Genomic DNA, 16187 nt, shown 5'->3' on the forward strand with positions numbered 1-16187 from the left:
TTCGGATAGGGAAATGACGATGGCGCTCGCTACGCCAGTACGACGGCGAAACTGCCGCGGGTTGCCATCATGACTCGCGGAAAGCCCGCATCATTTGATCGTAAAGAGGTTTTATCAGGTAGGAGGCAACGCTTCTTTCGCCGGTCTGGATGAAGGCTTCGACGGGCATGCCCGGCACGAGAGCGACATTGCCGAGACGCGCGACCTCGGGGCGGGCAATGGCGATGCGCACGCTGTAATAGCTCGCCCCGGTCCGGCTGTCGGTCGATATATCGGCCGATATGCTGCCGACCGTTCCCTTGATTTCGGGTGTGGTTCGCTGGCTGAACGCGGAAAACCGCAATGCCGCGTCCTGGCCCAAATGCACCTGGTCGATATCCTGCGGCCTCACCCTTGCCTCGACGGCAAGCACGTCATCAACAGGCACAATGTGCATCAGTGCATCTCCCGGCGCCACCACGCCGCCGATGGTATGAACGGTCAGTTCGTGAACGTATCCATCCTGCGGCGCGCGGATGTCGATGCGCTTCAGTTGATCCTCCTCAGCGATCTGGCGTTCCTCGAGCTCGCCGATCTTGGCGTCGATCTCACGGATCTCGCCGGCCACCTCGCTTGCCAGATCCTGGTCGATCTGGATGATCTGCAACTGGATCTCGCTGATCTTTACGCGCGTCGCGGAGATCGAGGACGATAATTGCGCATGCTCGCCGCGAGCTCGCACGATATCGCGCTCAAGATTGTTGATCCGGTTGAATTCCACGAGCTTCAGCTCCCAGAGCCGGCGCACGCTTTCTACCTCCCTTCCGATGAGGACGCCTTCCTCGTCCTTGGCGGCGCGCTGGGCGACAACGCCGTTGATCTGTTCTTCCAGCTGACTGATCCGCTCTTGCAGCTGGCTTCTCTGTCCGTGGCGGGCTGTCTTGCGGATCTCGAACAGTCGCGTTTCGGCGCTGATGATCTGCTTCACAGTCTCGTCATTGTCGCGACGGGTCAGTTCGGTCGGAAACTCGATCCGTTCGCTGCCGTCGCGTTCAGCCTGCAGGCGCGCCTTGCGCCCCCGCATCTGGTCGAGACCTTTGGTGACGATCGCCAGATTGGCGCGGATGACCGTATCATCGAGCCTGACCAGCAGATCTCCCGTTTTCACCAGCGTGTCGTTTCGCACAAGGATCTGGTTGACGACGCCACCGGTCGGATGCTGAACCTTCTTCACATGACTGGCGGAGACGAGCGTGCCGGGCGAAATCAGGGCGCCGGCAATATCGGTCGCCGCGGCCCATCCGCCCACGCCGCAATTGAGCAGCACGATCATCGCAGCCCCTGCCATGATGTGCCGCCTGATCGATTTGCGGACCCAGGCGGAATTATTCTGGTTGGCGTTCTGCATCTTGTTGCACCCAGACTAGAAACAGTTTCAGGGAGACGTCAATCCGGCGGATCGACGCCATAGCTGGACTTCGCGATCAAACCTCGAAGCGGAAATCATTCATCGTCAGATTGGCCACAGTGACGTGGCTGAGCGTCAGCGTCGATCCGTCATGCAGCGTCAGAACCGCACCGAGATCCGTGTCCGAAAGGTGGTGGGCGAGCGCTGCGAAATCGGTAAATTCGTTCTTGGCCACATCGATCACGTCAAGGGCGCCGTTGGCCTTGAAATCCGTCACGGTGTCACGGCCGAAGCCGGCGCGGAAGAGGAAGCGATCAGCACCGGCACCGCCGGTGAGTTCGTCGCGCCCCTTGTCGCCGACCAGGATGTCGCTACCTTCGCCGCCGGACAGGATATCATCGCCCTCGCCGCCGAGCAGCCGGTCATTTCCGGTCCCGCCGGCAAGCACATCCGGGCCTCCGCGACCGAAGACGTAGTCATCGCCGTCGGTCCCGGCGATCACATCCCTGGCTTCGGTGCCGAGCAGGACCTTCATATCGTTGTCGGCGGGCGGCGGCGCCGGATGGTCCTTCTCTTCAGAGGCTGATCCGCCCGTTTCCCTGAGGCCTCCGAATGGAGGAGACCGAACCGCACCATGAACGGTGCCCGCGGGGACGTGGCCGGCAGGTATGCCGTCGGTATCTTCCAGGGATAATCCGCCATTACCGATTTCGCGCGGACGATGGAGCCCGCTCGAACCGAGCCGGGAAAAGTCTGCGGACGGCGTGTAGCTGTCATCCGTCGGTTCGACAGCCAGATGTTCAGGCTTGCCTGCCGTGGCAAGCCGCGTGTCGGGGAGGCTTTTCGAACCGCCGGCGGGCCGGGTCTTCTGAGCCTCTTGGTCGCCCCCGAGTGCCGGCTCGGGTTGATCCTCCTCTGAATTCAGGCCCGTCATCGCCGCGGCGACGCCAACCAGTCCGGTCTCCAGCATGACGAGAACCGCGGTTCCGATCATGGTGTCGCGGCGCATAGCGCGAACAAGGCCATCTGCGTGGCGCTGGGCTGGGGTTTTCATGATGCTACCGCCGATGTGGGGACGACTTTGAGACCCGATGCCGATTGCAGGACTTTCGCCAACACTTCGTCCTTGGGACCGAAGGCCTGCTGCCGCCCGCCTGCCATCGCCAGGACGAAATCGACGCCTGCAAGGGCGCTGGGCCGGTGTGCGATGACGATGACGATGCCTTGCCGCTGGCGCACGGCCAACATGGCTTTCGTCAACGCCGCCTCGCCTTCGGCATCGAGATTGGAATTGGGCTCGTCCAACACGACGAGGAAGGGATCGCCGAACAATGCGCGCGCAAGGGCCAGGCGCTGCCTCTGGCCGGAGGACAGGTTTTCTCCCTGTTCACCGATCTGCGTATCGTAGCCCTGCGGCAATCCGAGCACGAGATCGTGAATAGAGGCTGCCTTGGCCGCAGCGATGATCTGGTCCGGGGTGGCGGCAGAATCGAACCTGCTGATATTCTCCGCGACCGTACCCTCAAGCAGCTCGACATTTTGCGGCAGATAGCCGATATGCGTCCCCAGCGCTTCGGCAGACCACTGGTTGAGCGGCGCGCCATCGATGGTGATTGTGCCGCGTTGCGGCGTCCATATGCCCACGAGAAGGCGTGCAAGCGAAGACTTGCCCGAGGCGCTCGGCCCGATGACGCCAAGCCCGCTTCCAGGTTTGAGCACGAAACTGATGTCCTGGACCACGATCTTCTGGGCCTCTGGCGGGGCGGCTGCGATATTCTGCACAGCGACTTCGAACTGAGGTTTTGGGAGCTGCATGGGCTCTCTTTGTTCCGGCAGCAGGACCAGCAGTTTGTCCAGCCGTTCCTTCGCCTGGCGCGCGGCGGAAAAGCCTTTCCAGTTCGAGATCGCCAGATCGATTGGCGCGAGCGCCCTGGCCGAAAGGATGGAGCCGGCCAAAATGACTCCGGATGTCGCTTCCTGGCCGATCACCAGATAGGCGCCGACGGCGAGGACACCGGATTGCAGCAGCATGCGGAACACCCGGCCCATGCCGCCGAAGCCCCCCGATGTATCGCTGGTCGACTGCTGCGCCTGCAGATGCCGGTCGCTGACCTCCTGCCAGCGCTGCCGCACCCGGCCGGCCATTCCCATGGCAACCAGAGCTTCGGCATTGCGGCGGCTCATTTCCAGCATGCGGTTGCGGGCGACGCTCTGACGGGCGGTTTCCTGGGTCGGCAATCTGGAAATGAGTTCGGTTAGAATAGTCAGGAAAATCAGGAAGACCACGCCGAAAAGCACCGCCAGACCGAGCAGCTGGTGGAATATGAAGCAGATGCCCAGATAGAAGGGCAGCCATGGCATGTCGAAAAAGGCAGTCGGACCCGAGCCCGACAAAAAGGCGCGAATGGTATCGAGATCCCGCAGGGGCTGACTGCTTTCTCCGACGCGAGGCGCTCTGAGCTGCAGGCCGATGACGGCATCGAAAACGCGCGAACGGAGTGCCTGATCAAGGCTGGCGCCGATCCGGCCCAAGAGCCTGGTCCGCATCAGTTCCAGTGCACCCTGAAAGAAATAGAGGATCGCCACAAGCACAAACAGCCCGGCCAGCGTCGGAAGACTGCCACTCGGGATGACGCGGTCATAGACCTCCATCATGAAAAGCGAGCCCGACAAGGCAAGCACGTTGATGAAACCGCTGAAGATTCCGATTCCGACAAAGGCGCCGCGGCAAGCACTCAGTGTCGCGGCAATCTCAGAGGTCGATGTGTTTTTACGCATGGGACAATCGGTGCTCTTGGAACGGCGGTGCAAATCGCATTTCGGAAATACCAGCCCCGCGACTATCGCCGCGGGGCTGGCTGTCTCTGTTACGCCGCGAAGTGGAAGTGGTCGGCGGTGAGATGAGCCTTGTCGACATCGGTGATCGTCAATGTCGAACCATCGTCGAGCGTCAGTTCGGTGCCGAGGGCCGTATCGTGCAGCGATTCGGAAAGCTCGGAGAAGTCGGCAAAGTCGGTGGTCGAAAGCTCGATCACGTCGCCGGTGCCGAAGTCCATCACCGTGTCATGGTCGAAACCGGAGCGGAACACGAAAGTGTCTGCGCCAGCGCCGCCGGTCAATCGGTCGTTGCCCTTGTCGCCGATCAGGTAATCGTTGCCCGCATCGCCGAACAGGGTGTCGTTTCCGTCCCCACCGTTCAAGACGTCGTTGCCGACGCCGCCGAAAATGTAGTCGTTGCCTTCGCCACCGTCGATGACGTCAGCTCCTGCCTGACCGAAAGTGTAGTCGTTGCCGCCATAGGCCGCGATGGCATCATCGCCATCGGTGCCGATGATCACGTTGGAGGTTTCCGTGCCGATGATCACGTTCTGCGGGCGGCCTTCACCATTGACGGTCAGCGTGAAGCTGCCGCTGTCGGTGACTGTGCCGTCGCTGACGGTATAGGACAGGGTGACCGTCGCGGTCTCGCCGTCGTTGAGGCCCTCGAACAGGGTGCCCGGCGTGAAGGTCAGCTTGCCATCGACGATGGCGAACGCAGCCTTCGCGGCGTCTGCGGAGAGATCGAAGCCGGCCACGCCCTCAACGGCAAAACCTGTCAGCGACAGCGGATTGCCGTCGATATCCTGGTCGTTGCCGATGAGATCGAAGATCTTGGTTTCCTTCTCCAGGACGAAGCCCGTGTCGTCCACGGCCACCGGTCCGTCGTTGACGGCAGCGATCGCCAGGCTGACCACTTGCTCGACCATGCCGCCATGTCCGTCGGAGACGACAACCGTGAAGCTGTCGGCGCCGTTGTAATTGGCAGCCGGATTGTAGTTCCACTTTCCGGTCGTCGCATCGAGCGAGACCGCGCCATGGGCCGGGCCAAAGCCGGTCTTGACGGCGTAGGTCAGCTGATCGCCGTCCGCGTCGGACGCCATGATCTGGCCGAGGATCTGCGTATCCTCGTTACCCGTGGCAGGCACAGGCGCCGTCACGATCGGGCCACGGTTGACGGCCGCAGCACCGATCGCGGAACCGACAAGCGTGGTGCCATCGGCAAACGAGATGACCTCGATGCCGCCACCGGCGAGCTGCCCCCTGAGGGTGACAGTCTCGGCGCCGAACTGCAGCTCTATGTCGGAGCCATGGCGGTGGATGACCACATCGCCCCGGGCTGCGTCATCGAGGAACAAGCGGTCCTGATCTCCGGTCTGGCCCGTGCCTTCGACGATCGTGTCGGAGCCAGAACCAGCGCTGTAGATGTAGGAGTCGGAACCGTTGCCGCCGGTGAGAACGTCATTACCTTCGCTGCCGTCGATCAGGTCGGCACCATCGCCGCCCTTGATCTCGTCATTGCCTTCGTTGCCGATCAGCGTGTCGTCGCCGGCGCCGCCGTCGATCTTGTCGTCGCCGAGGCCGCCGAGGATCGCATCTGCACCGGCATCACCGAACAGCTTGTCGTTGCCGCCAAGGCCCTGGATAACGTCGTCGCCGGCTGCGGCGATGATGATCTCGGCTTTTTCAGTACCGATCAGCACGTCGTTGCCTCCCGTGCCGACAATCTCCGGGTCTGTCGGAGGAACGACCGGACCGGTCTCCAGCGAAACCACCCTGACATTGTCATAGGACACGCCGCCATTGGCGCTCCAGTTGTAAAGGGCGAAGCTGCCGCTGTTGTGGCTGTGATCCTCGACCTTGTTTTCGAAGAGTGCCTCACCATCGAGGGTGACGTCGATGACGTGATCCTTGATGTCGACGCGCAACTGCATTGCCTTGTTGATCGCATAGCGACCACCGGTGCGTGCCAGGATGGATTCGATGCCATCGACGATACGCGTCAGCTGGAACAGGCCGTTTTCGCTGTCGAGCTCGACCTTGTAGTAGTTCTTCGGATCCTGATAGTAGAACATCAGGCCCATCACGTCGTTGCCGCCGCCGATGAGATCAACCTCGACGGAGTAATCCTTCCAGAACTGCACGTCCTCGCCCATGTAGAGCGCGTAGGCGCCCTTGCGCAGGATGTAGTCGCCGTCGCCGAGTGGGCTCCAGCCGCGATCCCACAGGTTGCCGCTGGTGGCGTTTCCGCCGTTGGTCAGCTGCTGCGAACGAACGTCGGCATTCTGGACGAGCTTGCCGTTTTCCAGGTGCCAGTTGGCGGCAACGCCGTTCTCGCCTTCGTTGAACAGACGCCAGCGTGCCAGCGAACTGAAGTCGTCCGTCATCAGCAGCTGATCCTGCCTGACGAGATCGACCTTGACGAGATCGGTCGCAACCTTGCCGGCGCTATCGGTGATCTCGAGGGTTACGTCCTTGGTGGCGACAGGCAGATTGAACGTGGCATCCTTGCCTGTTGCGACTTCGACGCCGTTCACCAGCCAGCGATAGCTGATGATGTCTTCGGTTCCGAAGGAAGCTCCGGCATGCAGGGTCACCTGAACGACACCATCGCCGTCCATGTCGAAGGCGCGGGCTTCGGCTTCGCCATGTGCGGTCAACGTGACCTTGTTTACCGTGACATTGTCGAAAGTGGCGGTGTCCTGGGTCTTGCTGATGATGCCGACAGTGCCCTTCGCCAGCGGGTTCGGGTCCGTTACCGGGCCGTTGAACACATCCTTGTCATTGAGCATGACACGGATTTCACCGTTGGTAACGACCACCCGCAAGTCGACTTCGTCGCCCATGATGATGCCGTGGGCCACAGTGGCAAGCACGGTCTCGACACCACCCTGCACCTTGACCAGCGTACGGGCATTGCCGTTGACGTCAAAGGTGACGCGGTAGTAGTTCTTCTGATCCTGGTAATGGAAGACCGCACCGATCTGGCCGGAATTGTCGTTGGTGCTGAGCGTGACATCGTAGACGTATTCGCTCCACTGTTTGGCGCCGCTTTCATTCCAGACAAGGATGTTGGTACCGCTGTTGGTGAGATCCTTCAGCACGCCTTCGCCGTCCACTTCGCCGGACTTCACCGTACCGACGACCTTGAGAGTCGTCGAGACGACGACGTCAGGTACGGACAGCTTGGCCGGTCCCCATGTTGCGGCAAGCTTGCCACCAGTGAAGTCGAACTGCGACGCACCCGCAATCGGAGCCGAAGAGATGCCGTCGGCATCAGCCTTGCCGAAGCCGGCGATCTCGGCAGCGGTCAGGGCGCGGTCGCTGAACAGAACGCTGTTGACCTGACCGCGCGACGTGTCCGAACCGTCGTCGGAGAATAGCAGGACGCCCTTCGCCGGATCGATGTCGAAGCGTCCGCCACGATAGGTGTCGGTCTGCTGACCGACAAGCACGCCATCGATATACTTCTTGATGACGTAGCTGGTGTCTGCCTGCTTCTCGAACGAGAAGGCTACGCGCTGCCACTCGCCATATTTGAAGTTGCCGTGATAGCGTTCCGAGATGCCGAGGCCGCCGGTGCCGTTGCCATGGTTCTCCAGATAAAATTCGGCGTCGTCGGTATTGGCCGGGTTAGTCTGGAAGAAGGCGAACCAGTCGGTTTCATTCGGAATCAGCACGTCCATGACGAACGTGTAGCTCGAGATCGGGCCTGCGGACGGCGTTCCTGCCGGCTGCAGTTCCATCTTGAGATATTGCTGGGCCGTATATTTCGGGAAGCTGAGGATTTCAGCATCGCCGCCGCTCATTGCCGGAACATTGAAATCGGCAGGCGTTCCAAACTGGGCGAGCTTCACATCCGTCGGCGCCGACCAGCCATTCGAGTTGCCGTCGTTGAAATTGTCGACGAGCAGCGTGCTGACACCTTTGACTGTGACCCGTACCTGGTCCACGCTGACATGGCCGCCGGCTTCGCTAACCTCGAGCGTCAGGACGTGCGAACCGCTGGTCAGATCCAGGGTCGGCTTTGCGCCGGTGGCTAGAACCTTTCCGTCTGCATCTTTCCAGGTGTAGGTGGCGTCGGTGCCGGTGGGGATGATGGAGGAAGAAGCATCGAGCGTGACGCTGGCAAGGTCATCCTCTCCGGCGTCGACCAACAGGTCGTGGCCGGCCTTTGCGAAGGCATGAACGACCGGAGCGGACATGTCCACGTCATGGAACTCTTCTTGGTGGCCGCGGTAGTAGCCGGTGAGGCCGTTGCGGTCCAGATCTTCCTTGACGCGATAGCCGTCGAGATAATCGTCGAAATTGGTGAAATAGGTCTCGGTATAAACGGCGTTGTTGTCCGGATCGATGGTCAGCAGGCGAATGGCGCCGTTGCCGCCGTTGCTGCCCAGCGCTTCGTTGCCGTTACCGGTGATCTCGCGGGAGATACCGTTCTGATAGTTGACAAGCATCTGGAAGACAGGTTGGCCGCCGGCACCGTAGTCTACCTGGGTCTCGGCACCGTCGATGAAGTTGTGGCCGGAGAATACGAAGCTGATGTTCGGGTACTTGCTGACCAAGGCATCCCACATCTGGTCGCCATCGGAGGCGCCTTCAACGGAATTGCCGACGCCATAGGCCGGTCCGGCATTTTCGCCGGTGAGCTGCGGAGTGACCGGGCCGACACGTCCGTCGCCGGCCATATAGCCGTGCGTGGTGATCATCACGCGGTAGTCGAGATGATCCTCGATGACCTCGCCGGCCCAGCGCAGCACGTCATCGCGCGGGCCGAATTCGAGCGAGAGCGACAGCCATTTGGTGCCATCCGGTGCGGTGAACGTCGCAAAGTTGTTGGCGAAGCTGTTCGGCTCCTTGTCGTAGACGCCGCCGAAGCCCGGCAGTTTCGACTGTTCCTCGACCGTGAAATATTTGCTGAGATTGTCGACGGAGCGATCCGCGGCACTGCCGCCGGTGCTGAGGTCGTGGTTGCCGGGCAGGATCGAATAAGCAATCTTTCCGTCGAGCTTGCGGAGCGCCTCCTCCGCAACCGCCCATTCGTTGGTATAGTTGTGCTGCGTGACGTCGCCGACATGGGTGACAAATTGAATGTTAAGGCTGTCCTTGTTGTCGACCAGCCATTGCGTCATGTCGCCGAACATATGGCTGATGTTCGCGTGATCGGTATAGTCCTGCGTGTCGGGCAGTACAGCGATCGTATAGGCGTTTTCACCGGCGACGCGCACACGGAAATCGTCGCTGACGGTCGAACCGTCCGGAGCGGTGGCGATGATGCGGATGTCGGAATGGCCGAGGTCACCGGAGGTGAGCGTCAGGATGCCATTGGAATCGACGGTTGTTGCAACTACGTCATCGTGGGTGCCTTTTACGGAAAAGGTGTAACCGGCACCGAATTTTTCGGTTAGATTGATCGACTGGGCGGCAGAGCCTTTCTTCATAAGCAAAGCGTTCACGGGCGTAACGCCGCCGGCAGCCAGAGTGGCATCAGACATAATAAGCCTCCTGTTGAACAGATAAAATCCGTTCAAACTGTTGATTTCTAGATGAATTTTAGGCCCGCACCTTCAGTGCGGGCACTGCGTGTCGGATCGTCTTCGTAAGACGAAATGCAAAGCATCAACACTGGGCGGCCCGTGAGGTCAGGCCCGCGCTCGCTCTTCCGCCTGCGTCTTCGCCGGAAAACCGCATGAAATCGGCAGGACCAGACGAGCAATTGGGACGGCGGATATCAGCGTTGCTGAATGGCTCAGCGAAGATTTGTGGATTGGCCCACAGGCCCCCCGTTCCAATGCACGGCATTCATCGGTAAGGCTGTGGCGGCAAGAAAAGAAACGTGCAATGTCATGGTAGGGGACCTTTTACGGCACGGACACATCGGCAATTTGGCTTACATAAAATGCTGGACTTTCTGGACTAGTCCAGCGGCTTGAAGCTAGAAGTTTTCCGTGACGGCTTAATGACAAGGTAACCATTGTGAAAAAATTACCCGAGCAAGAGGGTGGCGAAAGCGCGAACACAAACGAGGGGATGCGCAAAGGCGGAATGGGGCGTGTAAAATCAATAAAATCGGTGCTCCAGGACAGGATCAGGGGCGGCATCTACGAAATGGGTCAACGGCTTCCTTCCGAGCGGCAATTGTGCCTCGAGTTCGAGACGTCGCGTGTCACGCTGCACGAGATCCTGATCCAACTCGAGACGGAAGGCCTCATCTACCGCGAGGAACGGCGCGGCTGGTTCGTGTCGCCGACGCGCTTCGTCTACAATCCGCAATCGCGCGGGCATTTCACGCTATCAGCGACGCAGCAGGGGCGCACGCCAAGCACAGTGGTCATCGATACGCGCATCGTGACTGCGCCACCGCGCGTCTGCGCATTGCTCGACATCCCTGAGGGTCAGCAGCTTGCTTGCATCCGCAGGGTGCGCTCGATCAATGGACGAGCGATTCTCTACGTCGAACACTATTTTTCCCCGGATGTTTTCCCCGGTTTGTTCGAGCGCGACCTTTCGGTATCACTGACCGAGCTTTACCGGGACGTCTACGGCTTCGACTACGGGCGGATGACGTACCAGATTATTCCCACGGCCGTGAGCGGCGACATAGCGGGCCTGCTTCGTGTTTCGAGCGGCAGCCCGGCATTGCTGGTGACCCGGGTCAATCACGCACGTGATGAAAGCGTCCGTGACTGCGACCTCGAATACTGGCGGCACGACGCCGTCCTGATTGAGGTTGACGTGGCAAATTCGTCGCCGCTGCCCTCAGACGAATAACAGATCATCTGGCGCGCATCTGGATGGTCGGAGCCACTGCAAGCGGCACGGACGGAAAGTATGATCTGATAGAGATGCGAACAGTGAGAAGTCGAGCAACAGACTGTTGCCGATCAGGCCAACAATCTGGTCGGCCTTCGTCTATCGCCGACCATCGTTGGGAAGGCGAGACAAACATCGCCTAAAATCACGAGACTGAGTGACATAGTTGCAAAGCCTCGCCTACTGATGCGACATCCCCTTGAGCACAAGGAAGCAATCGAAGCTGGACGATCCCCAAGCCGGACAGCGCCAGATTCCTAGCTGTCATAGTATTATTGACGACACAGCGGGGCATCTGAGCTACCGCTTCCGTCTTCTCGCCATTCACCAAAGTCCACGTCGGACGGCCGTGTGGCGTATGCATGATGAGGTCATGAAGCTTCAAGTCATCGACTGTGCGGATTGCCCGAGCGCGCTCCAGATATCCAGGCGACGCATAAAGACCATACCGAAGCTCACCCAGCTTGCGGGCCGAAAGCTCTGAATCCTGGGAGTGGCCCGATGCGTATCGCGACATCGACACCTTCATGAACGATATCGATAAGTCGGTTGGTGTATTCTACTTCGACGGTCACTTTCGGCCTCAGACGCAAAAAATCGGCGATCCAGCCATCGACGCGGGTCGTTCCGAATTCTGGGCCCGCTGTCACCTTGAGCCGTCCCTTCGACTCTTGGGTTCGCTGGGCTACCAAGGCTTCGGCTGCTTCGGCGGCTAGTATCGATGAGGCGCGTTCGAGATAGTCGCGTCCGACCTCAGCCACGCTGAGGTGCCGCGTCGATCGGTTCAAAAGACGGGCTCCCAGCTTTTCTTCCATTCGTCGGACGATGCGGCTGACCCTAGCCTTGTCCGTCTCCAGCCACTCAGCTGCCGCGGTGAAAGATCCTTCCGTCACGACAGCGACGAAAGTCTGCATCTCGAGAAAGTCTATTGTTGTTGCCATAAACAACGGTCTGTCACTTTTGAGTAGGACTTTCAATCAGACCGCAACTGTCGCTGTTCGTCGGCACAGGTATACGAAACCGAGCTAGCTCGCGGAGCCGTACTGGAACCTAAGCTCCACCTCTTTCTATCACATTGCAACCGCACCTAATCGGAAGCGGTGAAGAAACGACTCGTCTTCAATATGAAGCGAGGCCCGGCGGAGAGCCGGGCGCCCTTTTTTAAAAAAACCGGCTTTGAAACCGTGATGTTATGGGGAAAGTTCTTCCAGCGTCCGGCCTTTGGTTTCCACCGCGAACAATGCGGTGATGAGCGCACCGAGCAGCAGAAGCGCAGCGAATACCGCGAATACGTACTGGATGCCCATCGACGAGAGCAGGAACCCCGTCACGATCGGACCTGCCGAGGATCCCAGACGAAGCCACGCGCTTCCACTGCCCGTCCCGATGGCCCGAAGGCGTGTCGGGTAGATCTCCGCGGAATAGAGATACAGCGAGAACGTGACTGTCTGGACGATGGCATAGGCAAGGCCGGCCAGCACCAGGACCTGCACAGCAGACGTCGCGCCGAGCCAAGCCAGTATCGCAAGCGGGATGGGAGCGATCAGCAATGCCCCTGTATACCAGCGCTTGCGGCCGACTTTGTCGATGAGCAGAGCGCAGATCACCGCTGCGATAACGCCGCCGACCGATGTTACGAACCCATAGAATATGCTGGTTTCGAGCGGAAGGTTGAAGGTCTGGCGATAAAGGGTGGGCAGCCAGGTGATCGTACCATTGGCGACCAGATAGGCACAGAACCACATGGCCCATATGGAAAGCGTGCGCTTGAGATAGATGCCTTGGAAAAGTTCGCGCCAGTCGGTCGATTTCCGGGCGGGAGCGGCAACGAATTTGGGCTCCGGAAGTTCTCTCCCCGCAGCACGAGCGCTGTTCTCCAGCTTGGTGACGATGCGATTGGCCTCCTCGTAACGCCCGTTGGCAACGAGCCAACGGGGTGACTCGGTGAGGAACCAACGCAGCGGGATCATCAGCACGGCCGGGATCAGGCCGACAACGAACATGGCCTTCCAGCCGTAGAGCGGCACCATGAAGTAACCGATCAGGCCGGCTCCGACGAGGCCGAGCAGGAACATGACCTCATAGAGAAGGAAGAAGCGCCCGCGACCTTTCGAGGCGATCAACTCGTTGATGTAGGCGCTGGCGACCGGAACTTCACCGCCGGTGCCGATACCCTGGACGAAGCGAAACGCCATCATCGTTGCCGCACCGGCTGCAAAGAGGCAGGCGACGTCCATGCTGACGAAGAGCAGGATGGTAAAGAGAAGAACCTTGAGTCGGCCAATCTTCTCAGCAAGCCAGCCGAACAATACAGCGCCGATCAGCTGCCCCAGATACCCCATCGACAGGATCATGCCTGTCTGGCCGGGTGTCAGGCCCCATTCGCGCACGAGTACCGGCATAGCATAGGCGATAGCAATGACGGTGTAGCCATCGAAGAATGTCGCGGCGCCGACGATGTTGCGGGCCCAGAACACTTCTCGGGTGATGGGCAGCCGCTCCAGTCGCGCGCTTATGTCTGCTTGCGGATCGATGACGGGCGTAGCGTCCGCCGTCATTCGCTGTTCCATGTTCATTTCATCCTCCCTCTGCCCGGCCCCTGGCTCTCCCGACCTGGCATGAACCTACGCGTTGAACATCTCGCTTCGGATCCACCGCATCCTGCAGGTGGCGGTCCGAAGGCGCGGCTCCTTCATGGGCGGAGGTGGCGGTTCAGCGTATCACATCTGGTGCCTTTGCAGAGCATCATTCCCTGATGCATCCGCAATCTCCCCCCACGAATACGCCTCCGCCGACCGGCGGCGGAGGCGCCTTTTTCCTTTATTCGGCAGCCAGAAGCTGCTCGACACGGCCGATGCCCGCGGCATCGAAGGCGGCGAAGATTTCGGCCTCGGCCTTTTCACCGAGGTTTTTCAGCGGCTCGCGGATCGTGGCGTGATCGAGAACGCCACGATGAACGAGGCCGAGCTTGAGGGCGACGGTGCCTTCCATATGCGAGCCGCGATGGTAGACGGCGCGGGTGACCGGCAGCAGGCGTTCGAAGATCTTGCGGGCTTCCGGATAATCCTGCGCCTTGCCGGCCTTGATGAGATCGATCAGCAGCTCTGGCGCGATATTGCCGTACCCGACGAGCAGGCCGTCGACGTCGAACATGGTCGGCAGCAGCCATTCGTCGTGGCAGCTGAGGATCTGCAGGTTCGGGTTTGCCTTCTTCAGCTCCGGGATTTCGACATACCAGCGCTTCATGTTGCGAACGCCGTTTTTGGTGGCGACAACGCCGTCCTGTGTCGCAATGGCGAGCTGCGTGTCGAGATCGTAGGAAGCCTTGGTGGCATCCGGATACTGGAAGAGGATGCACTGCAGACCGGATTCCTGCCAGATTGCCTTGTAGCGATCCTGCGGAGCCCCCTTCTGGAAACCGAAGCGCAACCACCCGTGGTTCGGATAGACAAGCGCACCGGTTGCGCCGGCTGCCTTGCACTTCTTGGCCTCTTCGGCGGCAACCTTCGTGCCCTCACCGGTGATGCCAGCGATGATCGGGATCGCGCCGTTGACTGCCTCCACATAGGTGCGAATGAGCTTGAGGCGTTCCTCTTCAGTCAGGAAGGTGCCCTCACCGGCATGGCCGAGAATGACAAGGCTCTTTACGCCATCCATCGAGGCCAGCCATTTGGCAACGCGCGCGTTGGCCGCGTAATCGACTTCGCCGTCACGGCTGAATGCGGTGACCGGTGCCGGGCTCAGGCCTCTGAGGTCCATCGGGTTCATAGGTAGTCTCCTCCTTGCCGTCGCTGTCTGCTTTCGCGACAGTGATGGGATCGTTAATGGGAACGTTCCCAATATCGGTTCCGATTTTGCTGGAGTCAATAGAATTTTTCAGGCATCATGAACCCTCTAAGCACATCAGAACTCGCAGGATAAAAATCCGTAATGGATTCAATAGTTGAAGACAGCCCTCGTCAGACGCGCATAACCATTCTCGACGTCGCGGCCGCGGCCGGCGTCTCTAAATCGACCGTGTCGCGGATTTTGGACGAACGCCTGCCGCGCTCAGACAGCGAAACAGCGAGGCGCGTAAGAAAGATCGCCGAGGATCTCGGCTACGTCAGGGATGTTTCTGCGGCCAGTCTCCGACGCGGCAACACCATGACAGTCGGGGTTATCGTGCCCAGGCTCACGGACACCGTTATGGCGATGCTCTACGAATCCCTTGCAAAAGCCTGCAGTAGGACGGGGCGATTTGCCATCGTCGCAACCACGGACGACAAGCCGAAAGCGGATCGGTTGGCTGCGGAGTCGCTTCTGAAGCGCGGCGTCGATGGTCTCATTCTATCGACGGCGCGCGACGACGATGACTTTCCCGATGTGCTGGCGGCAAGGGGTGTGCCGACGGTTCTGGCACTTAGAACCGACGGCCACAGCCTCTCGTCGGTTGGCGACGACCGGCTTGGCGGATATCTCGCCACGCGGCACCTGCTTGATCTTGGCCATCGCAGGATCGGCGTCATCGCAGGACCTTCCTATGCCTCGAGCGCGCGTACCCGTGTGGAAGGCTATCGTCAGGCTATGGCGGAAGCGGGATTGGCGATCGACACATCCCTCATCGTACCATCGACTTTCGGCATCGAATCCGGCGCGGAAGCCGCCGAGGAGATCATGCGGCTGCCGCAGGCGCCGACCGCGATCTTCGCGGTAAACGACAACACGGCCATCGGCGCACTGTCGGGCTTGATGCGCATGGGCCTGTCGGTGCCGGGCGACGTCTCGCTGGTCGGCTACAACGACATCCCCATTGTCAGCCATCTCTCCACTCCCTTGACCACTTTGCGGGTGGCCTTCGAGCAGATCGCCGCGAATGCGCTTGATTTGCTCGGAAGCGACACGTTATCGCCGGATGATCGCATCCGGGTTTCGGCTCCGACGCTCATTCCGCGGAAGTCGACCCGGTCTGTTGATGCTCTAAGATATGAGACGTTCATTGATCGGTCGAAATGACCGGCTGCCATCAATCCAAACGCCCCCGAGCGAAGCCGCTCCCATAAGACGAGCAAGGGTTGCAATCTCATGCAGCCGGCGATCATGCCGCCGCGCCGAGTGGAAAGCGAATGTCATAGCAGAGGCAGCAACATCAAATCTGCCGGCTGTCTTTGGTTGATAAAAGCCTCGTACA

At 60.1% G+C, this 16187-nt stretch carries 10 protein-coding genes; 2 read left to right on the top strand and 8 right to left on the bottom strand.

Annotation, left to right across the window (positions count from 1 at the left end):
- Positions 1–67 precede the first annotated feature (67 nt).
- The 4 genes from DMO26_RS22665 to DMO26_RS34815 form a co-directional block, all read right to left on the bottom strand.
- The gene (locus DMO26_RS22665) at positions 68–1387 is read right to left on the bottom strand and encodes an HlyD family type I secretion periplasmic adaptor subunit (RefSeq protein ID WP_117194427.1); all 1320 of its coding nucleotides are present in this window, start codon (positions 1385–1387) and stop codon (positions 68–70) included.
- A gap of 76 nt (positions 1388–1463) precedes the next feature.
- Complete coding sequence (locus DMO26_RS22670) at positions 1464–2441, bottom strand: calcium-binding protein (RefSeq protein WP_117194428.1); 978 nt, start codon at positions 2439–2441, stop codon at positions 1464–1466.
- Positions 2438–4165: a type I secretion system permease/ATPase gene (locus DMO26_RS22675; RefSeq protein ID WP_117194488.1), complete on the bottom strand. Its 1728-nt coding sequence runs from the start codon at positions 4163–4165 to the stop codon at positions 2438–2440. The genes DMO26_RS22670 and DMO26_RS22675 overlap by 4 nt, the downstream gene beginning before the upstream one ends.
- An 89-nt stretch (positions 4166–4254) precedes the next feature.
- Positions 4255–9699 carry an Ig-like domain-containing protein gene (locus DMO26_RS34815; RefSeq protein WP_117194429.1) on the bottom strand — a complete coding sequence of 1815 codons (5445 nt, stop codon included), beginning with the start codon at positions 9697–9699 and terminating at the stop codon, positions 4255–4257.
- Between the two features lie 481 nt (positions 9700–10180).
- On the opposite strand from DMO26_RS34815, the gene DMO26_RS22685 reads away from it, so the two are divergent.
- Positions 10181–10975 carry a UTRA domain-containing protein gene (locus DMO26_RS22685; protein ID WP_205421254.1) on the top strand — a complete coding sequence of 265 codons (795 nt, stop codon included), beginning with the start codon at positions 10181–10183 and terminating at the stop codon, positions 10973–10975.
- Positions 10976–11162: 187 nt separating this feature from the next.
- Here the strand turns inward: DMO26_RS22685 and DMO26_RS34820 are convergent, their stop codons facing one another.
- From DMO26_RS34820 to DMO26_RS22700, 4 genes are all read right to left on the bottom strand, one after another.
- A complete protein-coding gene (locus DMO26_RS34820) occupies positions 11163–11546 on the bottom strand; it encodes a LysR substrate-binding domain-containing protein (protein WP_319025409.1) in 384 nt (127 codons plus the stop codon).
- Positions 11473–11958: a LysR family transcriptional regulator gene (locus DMO26_RS34825; RefSeq protein ID WP_264319369.1), complete on the bottom strand. Its 486-nt coding sequence runs from the start codon at positions 11956–11958 to the stop codon at positions 11473–11475. The genes DMO26_RS34820 and DMO26_RS34825 overlap by 74 nt, the downstream gene beginning before the upstream one ends.
- 249 nt (positions 11959–12207) lie before the next feature.
- On the bottom strand, positions 12208–13593 hold the full coding sequence (locus tag DMO26_RS22695; protein ID WP_117194431.1) for an MFS transporter: 1386 nt from the start codon (positions 13591–13593) through the stop codon (positions 12208–12210).
- 244 nt (positions 13594–13837) lie between these two features.
- Positions 13838–14785 carry a dihydrodipicolinate synthase family protein gene (locus DMO26_RS22700; RefSeq protein ID WP_162895029.1) on the bottom strand — a complete coding sequence of 316 codons (948 nt, stop codon included), beginning with the start codon at positions 14783–14785 and terminating at the stop codon, positions 13838–13840.
- Between the two features lie 162 nt (positions 14786–14947).
- Between DMO26_RS22700 and DMO26_RS22705 the strand changes: the two genes are divergently transcribed.
- On the top strand, positions 14948–16012 hold the full coding sequence (locus DMO26_RS22705) for a LacI family DNA-binding transcriptional regulator (RefSeq protein WP_117194432.1): 1065 nt from the start codon (positions 14948–14950) through the stop codon (positions 16010–16012).
- Positions 16013–16187: the final 175 nt, after the last annotated feature.

The organism is Rhizobium terrae (assembly GCF_003425685.1).
GTDB lineage: Bacteria > Pseudomonadota > Alphaproteobacteria > Rhizobiales > Rhizobiaceae > Neorhizobium > Neorhizobium terrae.